The organism is Alcanivorax jadensis T9, from assembly GCF_000756655.1.
GTDB classification, from domain to species: domain Bacteria; phylum Pseudomonadota; class Gammaproteobacteria; order Pseudomonadales; family Alcanivoracaceae; genus Alcanivorax; species Alcanivorax jadensis.
Genome location: NZ_ARXU01000001.1, coordinates 319,428 through 344,272, shown reverse-complemented (window position 1 = coordinate 344,272; position 24,845 = coordinate 319,428). Strand labels below are relative to the sequence as shown.

General features: G+C 58.9%; 21 protein-coding genes and 4 tRNA genes. 15 read left to right on the top strand and 10 right to left on the bottom strand.

The annotated features are described in order from the left end of the window. Positions 1–42 precede the first annotated feature (42 nt). Positions 43–765, bottom strand: coding sequence for a leucyl/phenylalanyl-tRNA--protein transferase (gene aat / locus T9A_RS01585; protein WP_035244494.1), 723 nt, complete (start codon positions 763–765; stop codon positions 43–45). A 3-nt stretch (positions 766–768) separates the two neighbouring features. Beyond that, on the bottom strand, positions 769–1,716 hold the full coding sequence (gene trxB / locus T9A_RS01580; protein WP_035244493.1) for a thioredoxin-disulfide reductase: 948 nt from the start codon (positions 1,714–1,716) through the stop codon (positions 769–771). Between the two features lie 311 nt (positions 1,717–2,027). Between trxB and T9A_RS01575 the strand changes: the two genes are divergently transcribed. The 6 genes from T9A_RS01575 to cysG all read left to right on the top strand — a co-directional run bounded on the left by T9A_RS01575 (position 2,028) and on the right by cysG (position 9,575). After that, entirely contained in the window at positions 2,028–4,343 is a 2,316-nt protein-coding gene (locus tag T9A_RS01575) for a DNA translocase FtsK (RefSeq protein WP_035244492.1), read from the top strand. Between the two features lie 12 nt (positions 4,344–4,355). Further along, positions 4,356–4,970: an outer membrane lipoprotein periplasmic chaperone LolA gene (lolA, locus tag T9A_RS01570; protein WP_052042424.1), complete on the top strand. Its 615-nt coding sequence runs from the start codon at positions 4,356–4,358 to the stop codon at positions 4,968–4,970. Further along, complete coding sequence (locus T9A_RS01565; RefSeq protein WP_052042423.1) at positions 4,967–6,298, top strand: replication-associated recombination protein A; 1,332 nt, start codon at positions 4,967–4,969, stop codon at positions 6,296–6,298. Before lolA ends, T9A_RS01565 begins: the two co-directional genes overlap by 4 nt. Beyond that, on the top strand, positions 6,295–6,687 hold the full coding sequence (locus T9A_RS01560; protein WP_035244491.1) for a fluoride efflux transporter FluC: 393 nt from the start codon (positions 6,295–6,297) through the stop codon (positions 6,685–6,687). The genes T9A_RS01565 and T9A_RS01560 overlap by 4 nt, the downstream gene beginning before the upstream one ends. Positions 6,688–6,858: 171 nt before the next feature. Then, on the top strand, positions 6,859–8,151 hold the full coding sequence (serS, locus tag T9A_RS01555) for a serine--tRNA ligase (protein WP_035244490.1): 1,293 nt from the start codon (positions 6,859–6,861) through the stop codon (positions 8,149–8,151). 32 nt (positions 8,152–8,183) lie between these two features. Beyond that, a complete protein-coding gene (gene cysG / locus T9A_RS01550; RefSeq protein ID WP_035244489.1) occupies positions 8,184–9,575 on the top strand; it encodes a siroheme synthase CysG in 1,392 nt (463 codons plus the stop codon). A 137-nt stretch (positions 9,576–9,712) separates the two neighbouring features. Here cysG and T9A_RS01545 read toward each other — a convergent pair whose 3' ends face one another. From T9A_RS01545 to T9A_RS01525, 5 genes are all read right to left on the bottom strand, one after another. Continuing rightward, on the bottom strand, positions 9,713–10,714 hold the full coding sequence (locus T9A_RS01545) for a glycosyl transferase family protein (RefSeq protein WP_035244488.1): 1,002 nt from the start codon (positions 10,712–10,714) through the stop codon (positions 9,713–9,715). Between the two features lie 66 nt (positions 10,715–10,780). Beyond that, positions 10,781–11,032 carry a hypothetical protein gene (locus tag T9A_RS01540; protein ID WP_035244487.1) on the bottom strand — a complete coding sequence of 84 codons (252 nt, stop codon included), beginning with the start codon at positions 11,030–11,032 and terminating at the stop codon, positions 10,781–10,783. Positions 11,033–11,036: 4 nt separating this feature from the next. Continuing rightward, entirely contained in the window at positions 11,037–11,339 is a 303-nt protein-coding gene (locus T9A_RS01535; protein ID WP_035244486.1) for a hypothetical protein, read from the bottom strand. Continuing rightward, positions 11,332–11,691, bottom strand: coding sequence for a sulfurtransferase complex subunit TusD (tusD, locus tag T9A_RS01530; RefSeq protein WP_035244485.1), 360 nt, complete (start codon positions 11,689–11,691; stop codon positions 11,332–11,334). Before tusD ends, T9A_RS01535 begins: the two co-directional genes overlap by 8 nt. Beyond that, complete coding sequence (locus T9A_RS01525; RefSeq protein ID WP_035244483.1) at positions 11,691–12,371, bottom strand: Bax inhibitor-1/YccA family protein; 681 nt, start codon at positions 12,369–12,371, stop codon at positions 11,691–11,693. The genes tusD and T9A_RS01525 overlap by 1 nt, the downstream gene beginning before the upstream one ends. Positions 12,372–12,722: 351 nt before the next feature. On the opposite strand from T9A_RS01525, the gene T9A_RS01520 reads away from it, so the two are divergent. Continuing rightward, positions 12,723–12,810, top strand: a tRNA-Ser gene (locus tag T9A_RS01520). A gap of 124 nt (positions 12,811–12,934) precedes the next feature. On the opposite strand, the gene T9A_RS01515 is transcribed toward T9A_RS01520, so the two are convergent. Genes T9A_RS01515 through T9A_RS01505 form a run of 3 tightly spaced genes read right to left on the bottom strand, consistent with a single transcriptional unit; the run spans position 12,935 to position 15,893 of the window. Continuing rightward, a complete protein-coding gene (locus tag T9A_RS01515; protein ID WP_035244482.1) occupies positions 12,935–13,951 on the bottom strand; it encodes an ArsA family ATPase in 1,017 nt (338 codons plus the stop codon). After that, entirely contained in the window at positions 13,951–14,220 is a 270-nt protein-coding gene (locus tag T9A_RS01510) for a cory-CC-star protein (protein WP_052042422.1), read from the bottom strand. Before T9A_RS01510 ends, T9A_RS01515 begins: the two co-directional genes overlap by 1 nt. Next, the gene (locus tag T9A_RS01505; protein ID WP_035244480.1) at positions 14,220–15,893 is read right to left on the bottom strand and encodes a carbon starvation CstA family protein; all 1,674 of its coding nucleotides are present in this window, start codon (positions 15,891–15,893) and stop codon (positions 14,220–14,222) included. The genes T9A_RS01510 and T9A_RS01505 overlap by 1 nt, the downstream gene beginning before the upstream one ends. A 316-nt stretch (positions 15,894–16,209) precedes the next feature. Between T9A_RS01505 and uvrY the strand changes: the two genes are divergently transcribed. From uvrY to T9A_RS01465, 8 genes are all read left to right on the top strand, one after another. Then, positions 16,210–16,863, top strand: a complete 654-nt coding sequence (gene uvrY / locus T9A_RS01500) for a UvrY/SirA/GacA family response regulator transcription factor (RefSeq protein ID WP_035244478.1) — start codon at positions 16,210–16,212, stop codon at positions 16,861–16,863. 71 nt (positions 16,864–16,934) lie between these two features. After that, positions 16,935–18,758 carry an excinuclease ABC subunit UvrC gene (gene uvrC, locus T9A_RS01495; RefSeq protein WP_035244476.1) on the top strand — a complete coding sequence of 608 codons (1,824 nt, stop codon included), beginning with the start codon at positions 16,935–16,937 and terminating at the stop codon, positions 18,756–18,758. A gap of 201 nt (positions 18,759–18,959) precedes the next feature. After that, the gene (gene pgsA, locus T9A_RS01490; protein ID WP_084573356.1) at positions 18,960–19,559 is read left to right on the top strand and encodes a CDP-diacylglycerol--glycerol-3-phosphate 3-phosphatidyltransferase; all 600 of its coding nucleotides are present in this window, start codon (positions 18,960–18,962) and stop codon (positions 19,557–19,559) included. A gap of 162 nt (positions 19,560–19,721) precedes the next feature. Continuing rightward, positions 19,722–19,797: transfer RNA gene (locus T9A_RS01485), tRNA-Gly, on the top strand. A 53-nt stretch (positions 19,798–19,850) separates the two neighbouring features. Then, positions 19,851–19,924, top strand: a tRNA-Cys gene (locus T9A_RS01480). A 22-nt stretch (positions 19,925–19,946) separates the two neighbouring features. Continuing rightward, positions 19,947–20,032, top strand: a tRNA-Leu gene (locus T9A_RS01475). A 247-nt stretch (positions 20,033–20,279) separates the two neighbouring features. Beyond that, positions 20,280–23,951, top strand: coding sequence for a response regulator (locus T9A_RS01470; RefSeq protein WP_035244474.1), 3,672 nt, complete (start codon positions 20,280–20,282; stop codon positions 23,949–23,951). 18 nt (positions 23,952–23,969) lie between these two features. Beyond that, positions 23,970–24,833 (top strand): CheR family methyltransferase, encoded by an 864-nt coding sequence (locus T9A_RS01465; RefSeq protein ID WP_035244473.1) that lies wholly within the window; start codon positions 23,970–23,972, stop codon positions 24,831–24,833. The last annotated feature ends 12 nt before the right edge of the window (positions 24,834–24,845 follow it).

Genomic DNA, 24,845 nt, shown 5'->3' with positions numbered 1-24,845 from the left:
AGAAATCATCGTAAGGCGTTGATGCCAGCTGGCATGGACTCTCTAGGCGTCAGGCGTCAGAAGCAAGGACCGGTTCCATTCGGTCTCAGGCCAGCGTTCGGCCGTGGGCGTGTCAGGGATCAGTGCTTTGAGCAATCCCTCGAAGCTGGGGCGGTCGATGAGTTCGGCGCCCAGCGTCAGCAGATGCGGGTTTTCGACCTGGGCGTCGATAAGCTGGATGCCAAGGGCGGGCGCCAGCGCGCGCAAAGCGGCGAAGGCCATCTTGGAACCGTTGGGCCGAGGGGAGACCATGGATTCGCCAAAGAACACCCCGCCCAGCTTGATGCCATAGACCCCACCGGCAATCTGCCCGTCCTGCCAGATTTCCAGGCTGTGGGCGTAGCCAAGGGTGTGCAAGCGCACATAGGCGGCGATCATCTCCTCACTGATCCAGGTGCCCGTGCCATCAGCGCGAGGAGCGGCGCACTGTCGCATCACAGTCTCGAAAGCCCGATCCAGGGTGACGGTGAAATCACTACGACGCAGGTGGCGGGTCAGGCTACGGCTGACATGAATCTTGTGCGGATGGATCACGCAGCGCGGGGCAGGGGACCACCACAGGATTGGCTGGTAGTCCGCGTCATACCAGGGAAAGATGCCCAACGAATAAGCCCGGAGCAGCGTCTCCGGGCTCAAATCGGCCCCGGCGGCCAACAGGCCCTCCGGGTCGCTCAGGGCGGTGTCGGTATCCGGGAACGGGGTTCCCGGCTCCAGCCATGGCACCATGCCTCAGTGGTTCAGGTTGTCCAGGTACTTCTCCGCATCCAGAGCCGCCATGCAGCCGGCACCGGCGGAAGTCACTGCCTGACGGTAGACGTGATCTGCCACGTCGCCGGCGGCAAATACGCCCTCAACGGTGGTCGCAGTGGCATTGCCTTCGATACCACTGTGGATCTTGATGTAGCCGTCATTCATGTCCAGCTGGCCCTGGAAGATATCGGTGTTCGGCTTGTGACCGATGGCAATAAACACGCCCTGTAGCTCAACATCCTTGCTGCCTTCGCCCTTGGTGGACTGGATGCGCATGCCGGTAACGCCGCTGTCATCGCCCAGCACTTCTTCCAGGGTGTGGTCCCACTCAACGCTGATGTTGTCCTTGGCGATCAACTTGTCCTGGAGAATTTTCTCCGCACGCAGGCTGTCGCGGCGGTGTACCAGGGTCACGTGTTCGGCGATATGCGACAGATACAGCGCTTCCTCGACAGCGGTGTTGCCGCCGCCGATAACGGCCACGCGCTGGTTCTTGTAGAAGAAACCATCACAGGTGGCGCAGGCGGAAACGCCGCGGCCCATAAAGGCTTCCTCGGATTCCAGGCCCAGATACATGGCAGTGGCGCCGGTGGCGATGATCAGGGCATCACAAGTGTAAGTGCCGCTATCGCCCTTGAGCGTAAAGGGGCGATTGCGCACATCCACTTCGTTAATGTGGTCGTAGACCATTTCGGTTTCGAAGCGCTCGGCATGCTGCTGCATGCGCACCATCAGGTCGGGACCCTGCAAGCCTTCCACGTCCCCGGGCCAGTTATCCACCTCGGTGGTGGTGGTGAGCTGCCCACCCGGCTGAATCCCGGTAATGACCACCGGCTTGAGGTTGGCACGGGCGGCGTAAACGGCAGCGGTGTAACCCGCAGGGCCGGAACCGAGGATAATCAGGCGATGGTGCTGCACGTCGCTCATTGAGAACTCCAGTTGATAGGTAAGGTCAGGTACTGATGGCTCCCACACAAATGGGGGCGCGGCCCTTCGCATTCAAGGCGTGTGAAAACTACCGTAAAACAGGGGGTTCGTGAAGCCTATAAGTGTCATAGGATAAGCCAACTGCAGCCAGCCCGGGCAGGCAGTCGGGAGGATTTGTGCGATAATCCCCGCCGGCCCGCCAGTGGCGGGGCGACAAAGCTGGCCGCTCCCAGCGGGATTGACTACAATCGCAATAATTTCAATTCGTTATCGGCACTTCTTTAAGACTTTATCAACTCAAGGGGTAAGGCGTGAGTAAAACGGTTGCCGGGCAAGGACAGTCCGGGTTTTCCCGCCATCTCAAGCGCGGCTTGATCGAGGGCATGGTGATTGCTCTGATCGCCCTGTGCCTGTATCTGCTGCTGGCGCTGATCAGCTTCGACAGCCGTGATCCGGGTTGGTCCTACGTGGGCAACGTTGACGCGGTGCGCAATGCTGCCGGCCGTGCCGGCGCATTCAGCGCCGATCTGTTGCTGGGTCTGTTCGGCTATATGGCGTACCTGTTTCCAGTGCTGGTGGGCTTCTGGGCCACCAAGGTGCTGCGTGAACGTCACGCGGGCTTGCCTGGCAGCTGGCCACTATTCAGCCTGCGGTTGGTAGGCTTCGTGTTGACCATGCTGGCCGGCACCGCGTTGTCTTACATGCACTTCACCGTGGGTGATGCACTGCCTGAAGGCGCCGGCGGGATTCTCGGCCACGAAGTCGGCGCCGCGGCGCTGGCCAGCTTCAACCCCCTTGGCGGCAGCCTGATTATGGTTGCCCTGTTCCTGATCGGGGTCACCATCTTTACCGATCTGTCGTGGATTGCCCTGGCTGAAGGCCTTGGCGCCATGGTGCTGGGTGCGTTCGAGAAAATCCCCGCCTGGTGGCAGGCGCGACGCAAGAAACGTGAAGAGGCCCAGCAGAAGAAACAGGCCCATGAAAAGCGCGCCAAGGTAATCAGCGAGGCCAAGAAGAAAGCGGAAACCCGCACACCGCCGAAGATTGCCAAGCCTGCCAAGCCGGTGGAGAAGAGCGCCAGAGTTCATAAAGAGAAGCAGCAGAAGCTGTTCACCACCGAAGTGAGCGGCGAACTGCCGCCGTTGGTGCTGCTGGACCCGATGGAAGAGGCCAAGGGCGGTTTCTCTGAGGAAGCGCTTGAGGGCATGTCCCGCCTGCTGGAAATCAAGCTTAAAGACTTCAATATCGAGGCCGAAGTAGTGGCTGTGCAGCCTGGGCCGGTGATTACCCGTTTCGAGATCCAGCCGGCCCCGGGTATCAAGGTGTCCAAGATTACCAACCTGGCCAAGGATCTGGCTCGCTCTCTGGCCGTGATCAGTGTGCGAGTGGTGGAAGTGATTCCCGGCAAAACCACGGTTGGCATCGAAATTCCCAACGAACAGCGGGAAATGATTCGTTTTACTGAGGTGGTCGGCACACAAATGTTCGATCAGTCACAGTCACCGCTGACTATGGCGTTGGGCAAGGATATTGCTGGTAACCCGGTCATGGCGGATCTGGCGAAAATGCCCCATATGCTGGTGGCGGGCACCACCGGCTCCGGTAAGTCGGTGGGTGTGAACGCCATGTTGCTGTCCATGCTGTTCAAATCCAGTCCGGAAGATGTGCGGCTGATCCTGATTGACCCGAAGATGCTCGAGCTGGCGGTCTACGACGGTATACCTCACCTGCTAACCCCGGTGGTTACCGATATGAAGGAAGCTGCCGGAGCCCTGCGCTGGGGGGTTGGTGAGATGGAGCGGCGTTATCGCCTGATGGCCTCCATGGGCGTGCGTAACCTTTCCGGCTACAACCGCAAGGTGGCGGATGCCAAAAAGGCCGGCCAGCCTCTCAAGGACCCGCTCTGGAAGCCCGACGACCCCATGAATCTGGAGGAAGAAGCCCCTCTGGCGGAGCATTTGCCGTATATCGTCATCGTAATCGATGAATTTGCCGACATGATGATGATCGTCGGCAAGAAGGTGGAAGAGCTGATCGCCCGTATCGCCCAGAAGGCCCGGGCTGCCGGCATCCACCTGATTCTGGCCACCCAGCGCCCGTCTGTGGACGTGATTACCGGCCTGATCAAGGCCAACGTCCCGTCCCGGATCGGCTTCCAGGTATCCTCCAAGATTGATTCCCGTACGGTGCTGGATCAGGGCGGGGCGGAGCAACTGCTCGGCCACGGGGACATGCTTTATTTGCCCGGCGGCAAAAGTGTTCCGGAACGGGTTCACGGTGCCTTTGTCTCAGATGAAGAGGTACACCGTGTCTGTGACGATTGGCGCAAGCGTGGTGAGCCGAACTATCTGGAAGAAATTCTCGATGGCGGCAGCGACCTCAATGCGCCCATGCCCGGTATGGAAAGTGCGGGTGGTGGGAGTGATGACGAAAACGACCCGCTTTACGACGAGGCGGTGGCTTACGTGACCCAGTCGCGCCGGGCCTCCATTTCTTCCGTGCAGCGGAAATTGAAAATTGGCTACAACCGCGCCGCCCGTCTGGTGGAAGCCATGGAAATGGCCGGGGTTGTGACTGAGGCGGGGAATAATGGTCAGCGCGAAGTGCTGGCACCTCCGCCGGTATAACAAGGAGTTTTGATGCGTAATCTGGTAACCGGACTATTGATCATGCCAACCCTGCTGTGGGCGGCACCCACTGACGAACTGTTGTCCAAGCTGCAGAAGCTGGAGTCCATGAAGGGTGAGTTCGAACAGATGGTGCTGGATCAGGGCGGCACCCACATGCAGGAAGCGGAAGGGGAGTTTCAGGTGGCCCGGGGCAACCGCTTTTACTGGTCCACGGAGATGCCCTTCGAGCAACTGGCAGTGTCCGATGGCAATACCGTCTGGGTCTATGACCAGGATCTGGAGCAGGTAGTCGTGCGCCCTCTCAGCCAGGATCTGGGTCAGACGCCGGCCTTGCTGTTTGGTGGCAAGCCCGCGGATGTGGCCGAAGCCTTCACCATTTCCGAGCGCAGCCGGGAGGCAGAAAGGATTACCTATCGGCTGAAGCCAAAAGGCAAGGATCCGTTGTTTGACCAGTTGGATGTGACCTTCCAGGGCGACCAGCCCAGCTCCATGCGCCTTCAGGATGCCCTGGGTCAGCAGACCGTGATTGATTTTCGCGATCTGACCGTTAACAGCGGCATTGATGACTCCCTTTTCAACTTCGTGCCGCCGGAAGGCACGGATGTCATTCAGCAACAGCAATGAACGACCTGTTCGCCACCGATGCTGCCCAGCAGGCCCAGCCCCTGGCGGCGCGCCTGCGTCCTACCTCGCTGGACGAGTACGTGGGCCAGCAGCATCTGGTGGGCGACGGTAAGCCGTTTCGGCAGGCGCTTGAGCGCGGACAACTGCATTCCATGATTCTGTGGGGCCCGCCCGGCACGGGCAAAACCACCCTGGCCCTGATTCTGGCCCAGGCAGTGGATGCGGCGTTTATTACCCTTTCTGCAGTACTGTCCGGGGTCAAGGATATCCGTGCCGCGGTGGAGCAGGCCCAGGTTCGCCTGGGACAGGGCCGCCGCACGGTGCTGTTCGTGGACGAAGTGCATCGTTTCAACAAGGCCCAGCAGGATGCCTTTCTGCCCCACGTGGAAGAGGGCACCATTACCTTTATCGGTGCCACCACAGAAAACCCCTCCTTCGAGCTCAACAACGCCTTGCTGTCCCGGGCCCGGGTATACCGGCTACGATCGCTGACTTCGGATGATCTGCGCGGTCTGCTGGCGCGGGCTCTGGCGGAGCCAAGCCTGAAGGGCATGCAGCTTGATGATGAAGCCCGCGAGTTATTGCTCAACTACGCTGATGGCGATGCCCGGCGCCTGCTCAACATGCTTGAAGTGGCGGCGGATCTGGCCGATGGCGAGACGCCCGTCATTGATGCAGAACTGATGCGCGAAGTACTGCGCGATGCGGTACGACGTTTCGACAAGGGCGGGGATCTGTTTTATGACCAGATCAGCGCGCTACACAAGTCCGTTCGCGGCTCTGACCCGGATGCCGCTCTGTACTGGTTTGCCCGCATGCTGGACGGTGGCTGTGACCCCCTGTACATTGCCCGCCGCGTAGTGAGGATGGCCAGTGAAGAAGTGGCCAATGCCGATCCCAGAGCGCTAACTCTGTGCCTGCAGGCCTGGGATGTGCAGGAGCGGCTGGGCAGCCCGGAAGGGGAGTTGGCCATTGCCCAGGCCATTGCCTACCTGGCGGTGGCGCCTAAGAGCAATGCGGTCTACAAGGCCTACAATCAGGCCCGTGCACTGGTGCGCGACCATCCCACTGACGAGGTGCCGCTGCATCTGCGCAACGCCCCTACCCAGTTGATGAAAGACGAAGGCTTCGGCGCCGAGTATCATTATGCCCACGATTTTCCGGATGCCTTTGTGGCCGGGGAAAACTATTTTCCAGCTAGCCTCAGTGGAACCCGCTTATATGAACCAGTTAATCGCGGGTTGGAGATCAAGGTGTCGGAAAAGCTGGCTCGCCTTCGCGGCCTGAATGCAGAGAGCGATTGGCAGCGTTACGGAGAGGAGCCATGAGTTTGGCGACCCTGGCGCCCTGGTTGGCGGTTGCCGGAGGTGGTGCCATTGGCGCCTGCCTGCGATTTGCCACCACCTTGTGGATCGGCGTGCCGTCCATGCCGACCTGGCCCTGGGCCACCTTCGGGGTGAATCTGGTGGGCAGCTTTCTGTTCGGCTTTCTGGCCGTGGCACTGGCCAGCCTGCCGGTGGGGGAGCTCTGGCGCCTGGCCCTGATGACCGGCATGCTCGGCGCCCTGACAACCTTTTCCACCTTTTCTTTCGAACTGGTTCGATTGGTGGAAATGAAAGCTTTTGGCATGGCGGCGGGCTACGGGCTGGCGTCGGTGCTGGTCTGTTTTTGCCTGGGTGGGCTGGGGCTGCTCTTGGGGCGGCTGCTCTTCGAGTAACCACTGCCGGAAAAATACACCGTAGGAGCTATGCTTGCATGGCGAACTTGCTTGCGATAACGCCCTGACTGGCGTTCGTCATGCAAGCATAGCTCCTACGGGAAAGAATCTTATCAGCGTCTTGCGGCAGGCATCTGGCGTCGGGCGTTTTTTGCTTGGAGTAAAACAAACATGCTGGATATTCGTGCCCTGCGACAGGACGGTGACGCCATCAAGGCAGCGCTGGCCAAGCGTGGTTTTGATCTGGATCTGGACGCCTTTGCCGCCCTGGATGCCTGCCGCAAACAGGCCGACGTGCGCTCTCAGGATCTGCAAGCCGAGCGCAAGAAAGCCTCCAAGCAGGTGGGCCAGCTGATCCAGTCCGGCATGGATGTGGAGCAGGCCAAGGCCCAGGTGGCCGAATCCCTGAAGACCATCGATCAGGAGCTGGATCAGGAAGTGGCCAACGCCAAGGCAATTCAGGAAGAAATCCGTGATTTCCTGATGGGCATTCCCAATGTGCCTCAGGACGCCGTGCCTGCCGGCAATGACGAAGACGACAACGTGGAAGTGCGTCAGTGGGGCACACCGAAGACCTTTACCTTCGAGCCCAAGGACCACGTGGATGTGGGCGAGGCGCTGGGGCAGGGCGGTCTCGATTTCGAGCGTGCCGCCAAACTCTCCGGCAGCCGCTTTGCGGTAATGACCGGTGGCCTGGCCCGTCTGCATCGGGCGCTGATCGACTTCATGCTCGACATTCACAGCAGCGAACATGGCTATGAAGAAGTCTATGTGCCTTATCTGGTGGGGCCGGAAGCCCTGCGCGGCACCGGCCAGCTGCCTAAGTTCGCGGATGACCTGTTCAAGATGGAAGGTGAGCGCGAGCTGTATCTGATTCCCACCGCCGAGGTGCCGGTCACCAATCTGGCCGCTGACGAGATTCTCGATGCGGAGGCGCTGCCCCGCCGTTATACCTGCCATACCCCCTGTTTCCGCTCTGAAGCGGGCAGCCATGGCAAGGACACCCGCGGCATGATCCGCCAGCACCAGTTCGAAAAGGTGGAGCTGGTGCAACTGGTACGCCCGGAAGAATCCGATGCGGCCCTGGAAGCCCTGACCGGTCATGCGGAAGCGATTCTGCAGAAGCTGGATTTGCCTTACCGGGTGGTGATCCTTTGCGGTGGTGATCTGGGCTTCTCCTCATCCAAGACCTATGACATCGAGGTATGGCTGCCTAGTCAGCAGCGTTACCGGGAAATTTCCTCCTGCTCCAATTTCCGCGACTATCAGGCGCGCCGCATGCAGGCCCGCTGGCGCAACCCGGAAACCGGCAAGCCCGAACTGGTACACACTTTGAATGGGTCTGGTCTGGCAGTAGGGCGTACACTGGTGGCGATCCTGGAGAACTATCAGAATGACGATGGTTCCGTGACCGTACCGGAGGCATTGCGCCCTTACATGAGAGGCCTGGAGCGGCTGCAGTAGCACGCTCCTGCTCATTAAAACCGGGAGCATTGATGGAATTCCTACCAATCAGCTGGCGACTGCAGGGCAAATCGGCCCTGCTTGTGGGGGGCGGCGAAGTGGCCCTGCGCAAAGGGCGTCTTCTGCATCGATCCGGTGCAAAGGTGAGCGTAGTTGCTCCCGATGTGTGCGCGGATCTGCGCGACATTGCGGTGCAAAGCCAGGGTGTCATCCATGAGCGGGCCTTTGAAAGTAGCGATCTGACCGGACAGACACTGGTTATCTGCGCCACCGATGACCCGGCGGTGAATGCGGCGGTGGCGCAGCAGGCCCAGGCTCGGGGATTGCCGGTCAATGTGGTGGACAACCCGTCCCTGGGTGACTTCATTTTCCCGGCTATTGTGGATCGTTCGCCGGTACTGATCAGCATTAGCTCCTCTGGCGCCTCGCCGGTACTGGCGCGCAAGCTGCGCAGCCAGCTGGAGTCCATGTTGCCGGCTCGCTGGGGCCGTCTTGCCGACCTGATGGCCAGGTTTCGCCAGCCCCTCAAGGACAAGCTCAACAATGTGGGCGCCCGCCGTCTGTTCTGGGAGCAGGCCCTGGAGGGGCCGCTGGTCGAGAAGGTCATGGCCGGCAAGGACAGTGAGGCGGAAGTCATGCTTGCCGAGGCCATTGAGGCGGCGGATGCGTCACGACTCAGTCGAGGGGAGGTGTATCTGGTGGGTGCCGGTCCCGGTGACCCGGATTTGCTCACCTTCAGGGCTCTGCGCCTGTTGCAGAAAGCGGATGTGGTTCTCTATGACCGCCTGGTGGGTAAGGGCATTGTGGATCTTGCCCGTCGGGATGCGGAGCTGGTCTACGTGGGCAAGGCCCGCGACAAGCATGCCTTGCCCCAGGACAACATCAACGAACTGTTGGTCCACTACGCCAAACAGGGCAAGAAGGTGTGCCGCCTTAAAGGAGGTGATCCTTTTATCTTCGGTCGTGGTGGTGAGGAAATCGACCTGATCGTGGCCGAAGGCATCGACTTTCAGGTGGTGCCGGGCATTACTGCGGCCAGCGGTTGTGCCGCTTATGCCGGTATCCCGCTTACCCACCGGGATCATGCCCAGTCCGTCCGTTTCGTTACTGGCCACCGCAAGGATGGCACGGTGGATCTGGACTGGCCGCACCTGGTCAGTGAAACCGAAACCGTGGTGTTTTACATGGGGCTGGTCGGTCTGCGACAGATCTGCAGCAAGTTGATGGAACACGGTCGCGCCGGGGACACGCCAATAGGGCTGGTCTCCCGAGGCACCACCAATCTTCAGGAAGTGATCACCGGCACCCTGGATAGCCTGCCGGATCAGATTGAAGGCCGCGAAATCCATGCACCCACGTTGATTATTGTCGGCAGCGTGGTGAGCCTGCATTCGCAGTTTGAATGGTTTGGGAAGGGCAATTGATAATTGAGAATGGATAATTGATAACGGCGCGTGAGAGGGAATCAGTCGCTCGTACGCAAGAGGCCGCGCTCATGGCTTGAGCGCGGCCTCTTGTGTTTCAGGTGGTGCCGCGTTGATTCGTAGTTATCAATTCTCAACTATCCATTATCAATTAGTCCCTTGTCCCTGTTTTGCCACAACTCACGTGCCTGCTCCTGCGCCTGCTTCAGGGAAGCCGCCCGGTCCAGCCCCCATAGCGCTACCGCTACGGTCTGGATCACTGCATTTTCGCCATAGTCATCGCTCTGCTCGCCACGCCATACCGCCCGCACCGTTTGTGCATCCGGCTCGCCAGGGGGGCTTTGCCGTGGCATGACGTTGTCCAGAACGGCTGCGCCTTCCAGATGTTCACCGTGGCGGATGCCGGTGATCTGGGTGCGGGCGTCCGGGCGGATTTCCAGTTCGCCGCCTTCGCCCTTGAACAGCAGCAGGTCCTGATCGCCGGCCAGGTCGGCTGCGCCCTGGTGCAGCTCGATATAGGCCGGGTGGAAGACGCTCTGCATGGACAGGGGGGCTCTGGACGGGTTGAGGCTACGCGCCAGGGTGTTGATGGGGGAGCGCAGGCCCAGGAAGTAGCGCAGGGTCAGCAAACGCGATAGAGGCGCGCAGAAGGTCTCCAGTGGCAGATACGCCAGGCCATGTTGATCCAGATGCGCGGCGGCCTCCTGTGGCGAACCAGCTACCGGCAGCCCCAGTTGTGGCAGCAGCTGGTCACTGTAAACCCGGTTGGGAGTGTGGGCGGGGCCACCGTGGAGCAGGGTGCGGATGCCCTGGTTGGCCAGCAACAAGGCAGCCAGCAGGTACCAGGGGTGGTGTTTCTTCTTGCCCGCATAGCTGGGCCAGTCCAGCTGCACTTCCGGCAGGGTTTCCAGTGCCTGATAACAAACCGGGCGGCAGGCATCCAGAAAGCCGGCCAGCTCCTCCGGGGTTTCTTCCTTTACCCGTAGCAGCATCAGGAAAGCGCCAAGCTGAATATCCTCCACCTGGCCATCCAGAATGGCTTGCATGGCCTCCCGGGCTTCCTCCCGGGTGAGGCTGCGCCGGGCCCGTTTGCCGCGGCCAAGCGTCCGTACAAAGGGGGCAAAAGCATGTTCAGTCATGGTCAACCTCGTAGATGCCCGGCAGGAGTGCAAGTTGCGAGCAGCGTACTGCGTGTGAGCGTTATATCAATACCAACTGGTACAAGGGCCATGCTCGGCGACCAGCTCCAGCAGCCGGGCATGGTCGATAACAGGCAAGGGGCTGTCCGGCAGGGCCAGTGCGGGATGCTGAAGCAGGTAGCCGTCGCCCTTCAGGGGTAACCGTGAAGCAAACAACAGGCCCGCATCGCTGAATACGCAGATATCGCCGTCCCGATACAGGCTTTCGAATGCCTGGCGCTGGGGGCTGTCCGGGGTGAAACCAATCAGGTGAATCATCGCCTTAGAACACCAGAACCTGACCGCACTGGTCGCGCAGCGTCTGCAAGGATTGAGAATCCAGAGTCTCTACCGGGATTGGCGCGACTGGCGCCAGCCCGTCAGTGACACAGCGTACGCCGAAGTCCGGCAACTGTGCCAGGCTATCGCTGGGAGCCAGTTGCAGCTGCTGCAGGCACACTTCGGTGAGCCACAGGATCGTGGGCTGGCCGAAGGCTGCCCCGGTTAGCAGCATATCCAGGGTTTCCTGAAACTGGCTGGACAGCGGTGCGCTGCCACTGGCGATATAGAGAATCTGATTAGCCAAACTGTATTACCCGATCGCTGTGAATCAGGGCATCTGCCCACTGGCCCAGTCCGGCCAGGGAGAAACCGTCCGCCAGGGTAGCCGCTACCACTCCCCGGCGCTGTGCTGCCCCCACACAAACCACCGCGTCCAGCGGGTTGTCAGCCAGCCATTGCTGCCATTGCTGGGCCGCATTGGCTTGGGCTCCGTCGGCACTCCAGGCATGACGATGTGCCAGGTGCACGGCATCCCGGTAGAAAAAAAGGCGATATAGTTGGTGATCTGAGTGGCCCAGCAGGGCTTGGGCGGTGTGGAGAGCGGTCAGTGCGGCGGCGGAATCCGCCGCCGCATTGACCAGAAGGGCAAACCGCATCAATCGTCGCCGCCGAGGGCGGTGAGCAGGTGCAGCAAAGACATGAAGAGGTTATACAGGGACACGAACAGGGTCACGGTGGCCATGATGTAGTTGGTCTCGCCGCCGTGAATGATGGCGCTGGTCTGCCACAAGATCAGCATTGAGGACAGCAATACGAAAGCGGCGGAGATCGCCAGGGCCAGTGCCGGTATGGCGAAGAAGATATTGGCGATTGCCGCAACAAAAGCCACCAGAATACCGACCATGATGAAGTTGGTCATGAAGCTGAAGTCTTTCTTGGTCACCAGCGCGATGGCTGACATGGCCACAAAGATGCCTGCAGTACCGCCCAGAGCCATGGTCACGGTTTCCATGCCGCCAGGCATTTGCGCGTACATGTTGATGATCGGGCCAGTGGTAAAGCCCAGCCACCCGGTCAGGCCGAATACGGCCAGGATGCCCCAGGCGCTATTGCGGAGCATATTGGTGGCGAACAGCAGGCCGAAGTAGACGCCGAGGGTCAGCCATACGTTGACGAAACCGATGTTGCTGGCCATGGCAAACCAGGATGCACCGGTAGCGACAATCAGTGACAGCCCCAGCAGCATGTAGGTGTTCTTCAATACCTGGGCCGCACGTTCTCCGGTGACGGCAGCGCCGTGCGAGGAGACGGAATAGGGGTTGGTCTGGTTATTCATGTGTTTGCACTCATCCTGCGAATTGTACCTGTGATCATAAGGGCGGCCGCGTCAAAATCAAGCAATGAAACAAGGGATAAACCGGGTTTGTCAGCTATTTCGTCGGCTTTGCTCGAACAAGGGTTTAACCGGAGCCCCGAGGCGCGCCTGACAGGTTCTTTGCGGCGTCCCAGGCATGCAATTTCGGCCATTAAGAGCAGAGGCAACGCTATGTGACCGAAACATCAGCGAATTTAGTCCTGTTGATGAATGATGAAGGCGATTAAGTGAGTCAGTCTGGTTAACTTTCAACCGTTTACGCTTGCCGAGATTGACTGACCTTACTGCTCATGTATTATTGCTGCCCTGTCCGGAGGGGTGGCAGAGTGGCCGAATGCACCGGTCTTGAAAACCGGCGACGGGAGACCGTCCGTGGGTTCAAATCCCACCCCCTCCGCCAAACAAGAAGCCCGCACTCAAATGAGTGCGGGCTTTTTTTATGCTCAGTGGGCGGCCTGTTGTTTCGCTTGTCATGACGCCAGGCGAGCAAATTCGCTCATTCCTCTGTCGAATGAATTGCTCGCCTAGGCCGTCGGTTCCAGTAGGGCGGCGAACGCCTGTAGTCCCTCAAGCCCTTGAATATCATCTTCCAGCAAAGGCAACTGGACTCTTGGCAGCCCTTTGAGAGCGTCACCCAGTTCGATCATATGTCGTTGCTGGCGTGCCAGTCGGGCCGCGAAGAAGGCGCTGTCGGCGGCATCCGCAAGCACACGGTTGACGATGGCCCCGGCTACCGGGATATGGCTGTCGCGCAGGGTTGCTACGGCACGGGCGGTTTCCAGAATAGGCAGGCGCTCCGGTGTCAGCACAAACAGGAAGGCGCTGTGCGCGGGGTCACTGAGCTGTCTGCGGGTGCGGTGGAACAGGCGTTGTCTGGCCATTAATGTCTCTGCGACGTCCCGGCTTCGTGGATCCAGGTCGGCGGTGGCGTGCTCGGTGGGGTCCTGCAGCGGGCTGTCCAGATCCTTGCCAGGCGTCAGGTGCCCGAGCACCTTGCCCAGGGTCCGAGCTTTCTCATTATGTCGCAGCAGGCCATCGGTCCAGGCGGCCATCACTTCCGGCAGGCTGAGCAGGCGCAGGGTGTGGCCGGTGGGGGCGGTGTCGAAAATCAGCAGATCATAGTCGCGGCTGTCATCGTCAATGATGCGGGAGATACGCTCCAGCAACGCTGCTTCCTGGGCTCCGGGAGACTGGCGGCTCAGGCGCAGCTGTTTTTCCAGTTCGCGCACCTGATCCGGGCCGGCAAAACGGCGCATCTGGGCGCTGACCCGGTCCAGGTAGGCATCCACTTCCTGGTCCGGGTCTATCTCCAGGGCCACCAGGTTGGTGGCCAGGCGGGTAGGGTGGTTGCCTATGGGGCGGTCGAAGGCATCGGCCAGGCTGTGGGCCGGGTCGGTGGACACTAGCAGCACGCGCCGCCCCTGTTCGGCAGCGCGCAGCGCCAGGGCGGAGGCGGTAGTGGTCTTTCCTACGCCGCCCTTGCCGCCGACCATCAGCAGGGATTTTTCCGCCAGCAATTTGTCTAGATTCAGTGAAGGCATCAGCAGCAGCGGAAATGGTCGAGCGGTGAGCGTTCCATGCCCATGCGGGTATGCCAGTCGTGAAAACGGTCCATCAGCAGTGGTTGCAGCTCCAGGGTGCTCCAGGCAGCGGGGTTGGGCACTCCCATCATTTCGGCAAATACCAGCAACATGAACAGATCTTCCTCATCCCGTTTGGCGCGGGCAATGGCCGCCCGGTAGGGGGCGTTGTAGTACTGGGCGCCCAGTTCTCCCAGGCGGCGGAAAAACAGCCGCGTCTTGCCTGGCATCAGATTCTCTCCGGTGGGGCGTTGAAGGCTCGTTTCAGGGCAGCGGCGCACTCCAGTGTGACCAGCAGGGCTGCCACCAGGACCACCAGATCCAGACCCAGCAGGAACCAGTCAGACTTGTCATAAAAGCTCTTCAGCTGGATCAGCAGCGCGTACAGGGTCATTACCAGCAGGAATACCAGTGGCGCCAGGGTATAAATGGCGGGTCGGCCGCGTTTGACCAGCATGATGGTAATCACCAGCAGTGTGAGGCCGGCGAGCAACTGGTTGGTGGTCCCGAAAAGCGGCCAGATCAGCAGGCCCCCCGAGCCATCCGCACCGCCGGCACCAAAGGCCAGCAGCAGGCAGCTAGCTACCGCCAACAGGGTGGCGGGCAGGGGGCGGGTCAGCCATTTTTGCTGATAGATTTCACCCCATTCCTGGAAGATATAGCGTTGCAGCCGCAAGCCGGTATCCATGGTGGTGCCGGCAAACAGGGCAGCCATCACGGTCAATAACGTTGCCGCCACCCCCACATCCATGCCGGTACCGCCGGCCAGGATATTGGCGCCGCCATTAACAAAGGCGGTGAGGCTGCCATCACCAAAGGCGGTGTAGACGGCCTGCCAGTCAGCTAGAGTGGCGAAGCCGGCAGTCGCCGCAATGATCGCTGCCAGGGCCAGGGCCCCTTCACCCACGGCACCGAAATAGCCGACAAAACGGGCATCCGGTTCTTTGTCCAGCTGTTTGGAGCTGGTGCCGGACGCCACCAGGCCATGGAAGCCGGAGATGGCGCCGCAGGCGATGGTGACAAACAACAGAGGCAGCAGGGAAGGTGTGCCGGCGGGCACATCATGATTGATCATCGGCGCCACCACTTGCGGGTTGCCGATGAGTACGGCGCCGTAGAGCAGGATCAGGCCGACAAACAATTGCAGACCGTTGATGTAATCCCGCGGCTGCAACAGCACCCACACCGGCAGCAGGGAGGCGATGGCGGCATAGCCGAACAGCAGCAGGATCCAGCTTGCATTGGCGGACAGGCCCATGACCTGTTCCGGCAATTCCACCGGGACCTGCGGGCCCACATAAATAAGGCTGTAGAGGGCTATCACGCCCACCACGGACACCACACCCAGGCCGATTACCCGCCGGTAGATCAACTGGCCGATTACCAGTGCCACCGCAATGGCGCCCCACACCGGCACCACGGCGCCGGGGTTGTTGATCAGCAGCTTGGCGATGACCACGCCGAAGACGGCGTTGACCATCAGCAACACCAGGAAGATGACGATCATGAACACGGTGCGGGCGCGTCGACCGACAACCTCGCCAGTCAGGGCGCCAACGGATTTCGCTCGATTGCGGACGCTGGCCCAGAGGGCGCCGCTATCGTGGACGCCGGCAAAGAAGATGGTGCCGAAAACGACCCACAGGAAGGCGGGCAGCCAGCCCCAGATTACCGCGATGGCAGGCCCGACAATCGGTGCGGCCCCGGCCACAGAGGTGAAGTGATGGCCCCACAGCACAAAGCGGTTGGTGGGGACAAAATCCACGCCGTCTTCGAATTCGTGGGCCGGAGTGCGAAAATTGGGGTCGAGCTTGTAGATGCGCGTGGCGATAAAGCGGGAGTAGAATAAATAGCCGGCGGCCATGCCACCCAGGCCGAGCAGAAGCAGGACGATTGCGCTCATGGGGTGTCCTTTGTCATTGTCGCTGTTGGTAGCCCGTTGGGGCGCAGGTTAACGCCTATGGTTAGTGCTTTTAGTCCGGGCGTCAACGCGACCAATGGCTAACAGGTTCTGGTTTGGGTCTGTGCGAGGCTGGGTCGTGATTTGGAAAATAGTTGCTTTGCATGGATGCTGGGCATACAAGAATGGAAATATCCGGGGTGGCGTGAGGAATGTCATCGTTTGATATCAAGACCCTATGCATGCGGGTGCACAGACGCTACCCTTCGTGCCTTACTGAAAAAGAAGTGGGTAAAGGAATTACCCGGGGGAAGCAGTAATGATCAAAGTATTGGTAGTGGACGACCATGATCTGGTCAGAACCGGCATTGCCAGAATGCTGGATGAAGTGGAAGGCTTGCGGGTGGTTGGCGAAGCCAGCTCCGGCGAGCAGGCAGTGCAGATGGCCAAGGATACCGTGCCGGATGTGGTGCTGATGGACATCAAGATGCCGGGTATCGGTGGTCTTGAAGCAACCCGTAAATTGTTGCGCGTGGACGAGGGTGTTCGTGTCATCGCCGTGACCATGTGTGAGGAAGAGCCCTTTCCTTCCCGCCTGATGAAAGCCGGTGCCGCAGGCTATATGACCAAGGGTGCGGACCTGGAAGAAATGGTCCGCGCCATCAAGATTGTCACCACCGGGCAACGTTATATCAGCCCGGAAATTGCCCAGACCATGGCCCTCAAGCCTTACACTGGCGATGATGCATCCCTGCTGGATATGCTCTCAGAGCGTGAGTTGCAGATCATGATGATGATCGTCAACTGCCACAAAGTGCAGGATGTGGCCGATAAACTTTGCCTGTCTCCGAAAACTGTCAACACTTACCGTTATCGCATTTTCGACAAGCTGGGCGTGACCAGCGATGTGGAAATGGCGTTGCTGGCAGTGCGCCATGGCATGCTGGATGCGGTAGAGAACACCGTTTCCTGAACGCAAAAGGGAGTAATAGGCCGGCCGGAACTGTTACACTTTTGGTGCAGTAACTGGCCGAGACCTATCCCTTGTCAGAGTTCGATCCCCAACATTTTCTGGATCATTGTGCCCGCAAGCCGGGTGTCTATCGCATGCTCAATGGTGGCGGTGACGTCCTTTATGTGGGCAAGGCGCGTAATTTACAGGCGCGTCTGAGCAGTTATTTCCAGAAGAACATCACCAGCGCGAAGACCCGGGCTTTGGTAGGCCGTATTGCCAGTGTCCAGACTACGGTCACCGGCAGCGAGGCAGAAGCCTTGCTGCTGGAGCAATCGCTGATCAAGGAGCTGCGGCCGCCCTATAACATTCTGCTGCGCGACGACAAATCCTATCCCTACATTCGTATCACCTCCGCGGACCGGTTCCCGCGCATCACCTTTCATCGAGGTAGCCGTCGCAGCGGCAGTCACTATTTCGGCCCTTACCCCAGTGGTGGTGCAGTACGGGAAGCGCTTTCCCTGGTGGAAAAAGTCTTTCGGGTGCGCAATTGCAGCGACAGCTACTTCCGCAACCGGACACGGCCCTGCCTGCAGCATCAGATCAATCGCTGTACCGCCCCCTGCGTTGGTCTGGTCAGCGAGGAAGCCTATGCCCATCAGGTGAAACTGGCCATGGACTTCCTCGATGGCCGCAGCAGGGAAGTGGTCGAGCAGCTTAGTGCGGAAATGGATGCCGCGTCCCAGTCTCTGGATTTCGAGCGGGCCGCGATCGTGCGCGACCAGCTAGCGGCGATTCAATCTGTACAGCAGAAGCAATACGCGGAAACCGGTCAGGGCAATCTGGATGTGGTGGCCATTGATAGCCGTCATGGCCTGGCAGTGGTTGAAGTGTTGATGATTCGCGGTGGCCGGATTCTTGGCCACCGCACCTTCCGGCCGGATACCCGTGGCGAAGAGGATCAAAACGAAATTCTGGAAGCGTTCCTGGCCCAGTATTACCTGGGCGACCGGGAAGATCCGGTGCAGCCTCAGGAAATCCTGCTGGGTCTGGAGCCCACCAGCGCGGAGGCGTTGCAGCAGGCTTTGAGCGGCCATTGGGGCAAGAAGGTTCGTCTGGCCTGGCGAGTAAGAGGCGAGCGGGCTGCCTGGATCGACATGGCGCAGACCAATGCCCAGCAATCCCTGGCAGCGGAACTGGCGGCCCGCGAGCACATGGAGCAGCGTTTTCTGTCTCTTGAAGCGTTGCTTGGGGCGGATGAGCCGGTGCGTCGCATCGAGTGTTTTGATATCAGCCATACCCAGGGTGAAAAAGCGGTGGCGTCCTGTGTTGTCTTCGATCAGCAGGGAGCCAGGAAAACCGACTACCGGCACTTCAACGTGGCCCCGGCCCATGCCGGGGATGACTATGAAGCGCTGGAAGAGGCGGTGCGACGTCGCTATCAGCGGGTAATCAAGGAGCAGGGCAGATTGCCGGATCTGTTGCTGATCGATGGTGGTAAGGGGCAGATGCAGCGCGCCTGGGATGTGGCGCAGGAGCTGGGTCTTCAAGACCGGGTTCGGGTGATGGGCATTGGTAAGGGGCCCAGTCGGCGGCCAGGCTTTGAAGTGTTGTATTTGCCTGATGGGCAGGAGCTGGTGCCGGGGCCATCCCATTCCGCGTTGCATCTGCTGCAACAGGTCCGTGATGAGGCCCACCGGTTTGCACTAACCGGGCATCGAGCCCGACGCGGCAAGACTCGCAAGCAGTCCTCCCTGGACGAGATTCCCGGTATTGGCCCGAAGCGCCGCAAGGCGCTGCTGACACATTTTGGCGGCCTCAAACAGTTGCGCAATGCCTCCGCCGGAGAGCTGGCGCGGGTGCCGGGTATCAATGCCCAGATGGCGCAAACTCTCTACGATTGGTTTCATGACTAGGCGCTGGTCGCAAAATCGGCAATGAGTCACAGTCGGCTTTCCGTTATACTGGTCCTTTCGGCCTGTTAGTGCCCGCTGTGTTCCAGTTCCGCGGGTATTGAGGCTGGCCATGCCCTGCGTTCGTGCCGCTTCCCATGCTTTTTTCAGGTATGCGACGGCCGCGCAGCGTATCAACAGGCCCTTATTTTGGCGGTAGTACCTATGCAGAAAACGAGCCCGATCCTGAATTTGCCCAATATTCTGACCATGATTCGTGTATTGGCAATTCCCGTTCTGGTTCTGGTGTTCTATTTGCCGTTCAAATGGAGCGACATGTGTGCGGCGGCCCTGTTTCTGGCTGCGGGTGTGACCGACTGGTTGGACGGCTACCTGGCACGGCGCCTGAATCAGACCAGCCCCCTGGGGGCCTTTCTGGACCCGGTGGCGGACAAGCTGATCGTTGGCGTGGCCCTGGTGATGCTGGTACAGATTCATGCCACGGCATGGCTGGCGGTGCCCGCCATGGTGATCGTTTCCCGGGAAATTGCAGTGTCTGCCCTGCGTGAGTGGATGGCAGAACTGGGGCAGCGGGGCAGAGTGGCGGTAAGTCAGCTCGGCAAGATCAAGACGGTGACCCAGATGACAGCCATCACCCTGTTGCTGGCCCAGAAGCCTGGTTTCGATGCTTTTGGCGATATCGTCATGACCCCCTGGTTGTGGCTCAGTTATGGCCTGCTGTATCTGGCTACGGCGTTGACCCTCTGGTCCATGGGCTCCTATCTGCGCGCGGCAGCCCCCGAGTTACTGAAAAGCGGGGACTGAGTCGGCCGTGGCAGCCTGCCTGGTGCCGAGGGCGGTGCGAATCGGGGATTTTTTAGTCAAAGTGCTGAAAAATCAGAAAAAACAATCAGGCCCGGCTTGACAGTGGGAGGGCGATGAGTAGAATTCTTCCCCGCAACGACGCATGATTCGGGGCAGAAAAAAGCGGGAATAGCTCAGCTGGTAGAGCACAACCTTGCCAAGGTTGGGGTCGCGAGTTCGAATCTCGTTTCCCGCTCCAAGTTTTCAAAAACCTCGGTTCCGCCGAGGTTTTTTCTTGGTAAACAGTTTAAAGGCGCGGTGGCAGAGTGGTTATGCAGCGGACTGCAACTCCGTTAACGCCGGTTCGATTCCGACCCGCGCCTCCAATTATTGACCTGCACGGTCACCGCCCGGGTGGCGAAATTGGTAGACGCAACGGACTTAAAATCCGTTGACCTTTGGTCGTGCGGGTTCAAGTCCCGCCCCGGGCACCAGCTTTACCCTTCCTGCTATACCCTCCATCTCCAGTATCATTTGCCATCACCGCTAGTCGAAAATAATTCCAGCCAAATCAACCACCTGGTTACGCAACTTCAGGCACTTTATTGTCGTGTTGCCAGGCTTTCTGGTAGCCTCACACTTTAGTCTTAGCCTGCTTCTGCAATCTGATCGCAGATTCAGGCTTAGCCCTTTCGGGGGGCACTGAGAACAAAAAGCCGGAAAGGCGAGAGGGCTATCTGAATGAACTGGTTCCAGAACCTGTCTGTGCGGCTGAAGATTCTGTCTGTGGCCGGACTGGGTATTGTGTTGTTTGTGGTCTATGCGGCCTACAGCTTCTACATTGCCGAAACCAATATTGATCATCTGAAACGGATCGAGAGTCAGGACTTCCCGGTTCTGGAGCTGGTTAACGCCAACAATGTGGATTTCATTGCCATCAGTGAGTCCTTTATTGCGGCCATCACCCAGGCCGATCCGGATCTCTTACAGGAAGCGCAGAGTCGTGCCGCCGAGTTCGAGCAACGGCTGGCGGATATCCGTCGCACCGACCCCAGCCTGTCGGGCAGCGTTGAAGACTTGCGCAGTAGTTTCAGTGCCTACATTGGTGAAGCCACCACTCTGGCGCGCAGCCTGATTGACAACGATACGGCTTCGGATGATCTGTATCAGCGCATCAGCCATGTTCGCAGCCTGCAGGATGCCTACGAGACCCACCAGAAAGCGTTTGAGAAGCAACGCTACGAAGCGTTTCGCGACACGCTCAATTCCAGTCGTTCCGATAATCTCAGTACCCAGAAAATCGGCCTGTTCCTTGGGCTGGTTGCCTTTACCTTATTGGCCCTGATTGCCCTGCGTGTCACACGCGCCATTACCTTGCCACTGGAAGGCGCAGTGAACGCGGCCGATAATATTGCCAATGGCAAGTGGGATACCAAGATTGAAAAGGGAGGCCGTGACGAGACTGGCCACCTGCTGCACGCCATTCGCAAGATGCGTGACTCGCTGATAAAGCGCCACACCGAGGACCGCCGCCAGGAAACCATCAAGAATCATCTGGCTGAGCTCAACAACCGCATGCGTGGTGAGATGAGCTTTGAGCAGCTGGGCAACAACATGCTCAGTTTCCTGGTGCCGGTACTGGAAGCTCAGGTGGGGGCGTTTTACAGCTTCGACCCATCCACCGAGCAGCTCACCCTGAGTAGTTCCTATGCCATGCAGCGGCGCAAGCATCTGGCCAACACCTTCAAGCTGGGCGAGTCTTTGGTTGGCCAGTGCGCACTGGAACGCAAAAGTATCCTCCTGGAGCAGGTGCCGGAGGATTACATCAGTATCGCTTCCGGAACCGGCGCCGGGCAGGCTCGCAATGTGATGGTGATGCCGGTTGTCCATGATGATGAGATCAAGGGCGTGCTCGAAATCGGCGCTTTCCGTGAATTCAGTGACGAAGACCTGACATTCCTGGAACAATGCGTGTCCGTAATCGCGGTGTCTGTGCATAGCGTGCAAAGCCGCATGCGTCTCGCGCAAATGCTTGAACAGACCCAGGAGCAGGCTGTCGCTCTTGAGCGACAGAAAGAAGAGATGGCCCAGGTCAATGAAGACCTGGAAGAGCAGGCCATGGAGCTGTCTGCTTCGGAGTCACGCCTGCAGCAGCAGCAGGAAGAACTCAAGGCGATCAACGAGGAGCTGGAGTCACAGACCCAGGCCTTGCGCGCGTCTGAAGAGAGTTTGCAGGCTCAGCAGGAAGAATTGCGCGTTACCAACGAAGAGCTGGAAGCCCAGGCGCGTTTGCTTACTGAACAGAAGAGTGAGATGGCGCAGAAGAATGACGAGCTTGAGCTGCTGCGCCACGAGCTGGAAGACAAGATCCGCGAACTGGAAATGTCCTCCAAGTACAAATCCGAGTTCCTCTCCACCATGAGCCACGAACTGCGGACGCCGCTCAACTCGATCCTGATTCTCTCCAATGCGCTGGGCCAGAACAAGAAAGGCAATCTGGATGATAAACAGGTAGAACACGCCCAGGTAATCCATTCTGCCGGCTCGGATCTTCTCAGCCTGATCAACGATATCCTCGATATTTCCAAGATCGAGGAAGGCAAGATGGATGTCATCATTGATGACCTGTCACCGCAGGAAATTAGTGAGCATTTCCGGCGCAACTTTGCCCATGTGGCGGAAAGTCGCAATCTGGATTTTCACGTCAATCTGGGCGACAACCTGCCCGATTACTTCTACACCGATCGTCAGCGCCTGGAGCAGATCATCAAGAATCTGCTTTCCAACGCCCTGAAATTCACCGAGCAAGGTTCGGTGACGCTGACCATTGCCCGCCCGGAGGAAGACGAATCACTGCCTTCTCGCCAGTTGCTGCGTGACCAGACGATCAAGTTTGCTGTGACCGATACTGGGACTGGCATTGCGTCGGAAAAACAGAAGCTGATCTTCGAGGCCTTCCAGCAAGCAGATGGGACTACCAGCCGGAAATATGGCGGTACCGGCCTGGGGCTGACCATTTCCCGGGAGCTGGCACGCCTGCTGGGCGGCGAGATCAGCCTTTACAGTGACGGGGAAGGCACGGGTTCTACCTTCATGCTGTATCTGCCAGAAGGCTCCGAGGAGTCCATGGAAGCGTCAGCCAGCGGTGCGACCCAGGAAGCAGATATTGGCACGAATGCGGAAGCGCATACCGCACCACTGACGCATGCGGAAACAGCCCGGGATGATTTCGTTGTACGCGAAAAGACCGTACTGATCGTCGAGGATGACAGCGAATTCGCCAATGTCTTGCTGGAATTGGCCGCCGACTATGGGCTGGAAGGGAATATCTGTTCGGACGGGGAGGCAGCACTTGAATACGCCAGCCACTACCGCCCCAGTGCCATCATTCTGGATATCGGCCTGCCGGGCATTGATGGCTGGGAAGTGATGGAAAAACTCAAGGCAGACCCGCGCACCAAGGATATTCCTGTGCATTTTCTGTCGGGACGTGATGAGCGCAAGAAAGCCCTCGAACTGGGTGCCATCGATTTCCTTACCAAGCCGGCCAAGCAGGATGACATCCTCTCTGCCTTTGCCAAGATTGAAGGTGCCATCGAAACCAATGTGCGCCGTTTGCTGGTGGTGGAAGACAGCGAGATCCAGCACGAGAGTATTCGCGAGCTGTTTGACCAGAAAGGGGTGGAAATCACGGCTGCAACCAGTGGTGAGGAGGCGCTGAAAGCCCTGCGTGAAACCGTGTTCGACTGCATGATTCTGGATTTGACTCTGCCAGACATGAGCGGTTTCGAACTGCTGGAAACCCTTCATGCCAGTGAAAGCTATGACAGCGTTCCGGTGGTCATTTACACCGGCAAAGACATGACCCGGGAAGAAGAAGCGAAGCTGCGCAAATACGCTGACCGGATCATTCTCAAGACAGAGCGCTCTCATGAGCGGCTGCTGAATGAAGCGTCCCTGTTCCTGCACTGGCTGGAGTCCACGTTGCCGGCCAACCGCCGCACCAGCACAGATGCCATCGAGCATCGTGACGATATTTTCGAAGGTAAGCAGCTACTGCTGGTGGATGATGATATGCGCAATATCTATGCGCTGTCGGCCCAGCTTGAAGAGCTGGGTTTCGATATCACCATTGCCAACAATGGTCGAGAAGCACTGGATGTTCTGGAAGAGCACCCGGATATGGATATCGTGCTGATGGATATCATGATGCCGGAGATGGATGGCTATGAGGCCATGACGCATATCCGCGAGCAGGGCCGCTTCCAGAAACTGCCGATGCTGGCACTCACCGCCAAGGCCATGAAGGACGACCGGGCCAAATGTATTCAGGCGGGCGCCAACGATTATTGCTCCAAGCCGATTGATATGGCAAAACTCACCTCGCTGTTGCGGGTTTGGCTCCACAAGTAGGCCCTGGAGGATCAATAAATGGCTGAGCCGTACCCCATCGATGATGATGAGATCAATGTGGAGGATATCGAGATCCGGCTGTTGCTGGAGGCTATCTACCAGATGTACGGGTACGATTTTCGCTCCTACAGCAAGGCCTCCATTCGTCGCCGGGTCATGCATCGGATGACCATGTCCGGCTTCGCCTCGATCATGGAAATGACCGACAAGGTACTGCGGGACCGGCCGTTCTTCGTGACCCTGCTCAACGATCTCACCGTCAATGTGACCGAGATGTACCGGGATCCGGAGTTCTACCGGGCCTTCCGTGAGGACGTGGTGCCGGTATTGAAAACCTTTCCCTTTATCAAGATATGGCATGCCGGTTGCTCAACCGGCGAGGAAATTTATTCCATGGCCATCCTTCTGGAGGAAGAAGGGCTCTACGACCGCGCCATGATCTATGCCACCGATATCGACAAGAATGTGCTGGCCTCCGCCAAAAAAGGGATCTATTCCATTGAGGCGGTAAAGCAGTATGGTGACAATTATCGCAGGGCAGGGGGGCGACACTCACTGTCTGACTACTTCACCGCGCGCTATGACAGCGTGATTATGGAGCAGCGCCTCAAGCGCAATATCGTTTTTGCTGACCATGACCTGGCAACGGATCAGGTTTTTGGTGAAATGCACGTTATCCTGTGCCGCAATGTGCTGATCTACTTTGATCGCGCCCTGCAGGCCCGAGTGATTCGACTGTTCAGTGACAGCCTGGACATGGGCGGCTATCTCTGCCTCGGCACCAAGGAAAGCCTGCGTTTCAGTGGTCAGGAAGAGACCTTTGATGTGATCAACACACCGCTGCGAATTTTCCGCAAGCGTCAATTACTTCACCACGCATGACTAGAGAAAACC

Excerpts from the sequence above, each read along its gene's own strand:
- aat (WP_035244494.1), bottom strand. The coding sequence starts at position 765 with ATGGTGCCATGGCTGGAGCCGGGAACCCCGTTCCCGGATACCGACACC.
- trxB (WP_035244493.1), bottom strand. The coding sequence starts at position 1,716 with ATGAGCGACGTGCAGCACCATCGCCTGATTATCCTCGGTTCCGGCCCT.
- lolA (WP_052042424.1), top strand. The coding sequence starts at position 4,356 with ATGCGTAATCTGGTAACCGGACTATTGATCATGCCAACCCTGCTGTGG.
- T9A_RS01565 (WP_052042423.1), top strand. The coding sequence starts at position 4,967 with ATGAACGACCTGTTCGCCACCGATGCTGCCCAGCAGGCCCAGCCCCTG.
- T9A_RS01560 (WP_035244491.1), top strand. The coding sequence starts at position 6,295 with ATGAGTTTGGCGACCCTGGCGCCCTGGTTGGCGGTTGCCGGAGGTGGT.
- serS (WP_035244490.1), top strand. The coding sequence starts at position 6,859 with ATGCTGGATATTCGTGCCCTGCGACAGGACGGTGACGCCATCAAGGCA.
- cysG (WP_035244489.1), top strand. The coding sequence starts at position 8,184 with ATGGAATTCCTACCAATCAGCTGGCGACTGCAGGGCAAATCGGCCCTG.
- T9A_RS01545 (WP_035244488.1), bottom strand. The coding sequence starts at position 10,714 with ATGACTGAACATGCTTTTGCCCCCTTTGTACGGACGCTTGGCCGCGGC.
- T9A_RS01540 (WP_035244487.1), bottom strand. The coding sequence starts at position 11,032 with ATGATTCACCTGATTGGTTTCACCCCGGACAGCCCCCAGCGCCAGGCA.
- tusD (WP_035244485.1), bottom strand. The coding sequence starts at position 11,691 with ATGCGGTTTGCCCTTCTGGTCAATGCGGCGGCGGATTCCGCCGCCGCA.
- T9A_RS01525 (WP_035244483.1), bottom strand. The coding sequence starts at position 12,371 with ATGAATAACCAGACCAACCCCTATTCCGTCTCCTCGCACGGCGCTGCC.
- T9A_RS01515 (WP_035244482.1), bottom strand. The coding sequence starts at position 13,951 with ATGCCTTCACTGAATCTAGACAAATTGCTGGCGGAAAAATCCCTGCTG.
- T9A_RS01510 (WP_052042422.1), bottom strand. The coding sequence starts at position 14,220 with ATGCCAGGCAAGACGCGGCTGTTTTTCCGCCGCCTGGGAGAACTGGGC.
- T9A_RS01505 (WP_035244480.1), bottom strand. The coding sequence starts at position 15,893 with ATGAGCGCAATCGTCCTGCTTCTGCTCGGCCTGGGTGGCATGGCCGCC.
- uvrY (WP_035244478.1), top strand. The coding sequence starts at position 16,210 with ATGATCAAAGTATTGGTAGTGGACGACCATGATCTGGTCAGAACCGGC.
- pgsA (WP_084573356.1), top strand. The coding sequence starts at position 18,960 with ATGCAGAAAACGAGCCCGATCCTGAATTTGCCCAATATTCTGACCATG.
- T9A_RS01470 (WP_035244474.1), top strand. The coding sequence starts at position 20,280 with ATGAACTGGTTCCAGAACCTGTCTGTGCGGCTGAAGATTCTGTCTGTG.
- T9A_RS01465 (WP_035244473.1), top strand. The coding sequence starts at position 23,970 with ATGGCTGAGCCGTACCCCATCGATGATGATGAGATCAATGTGGAGGAT.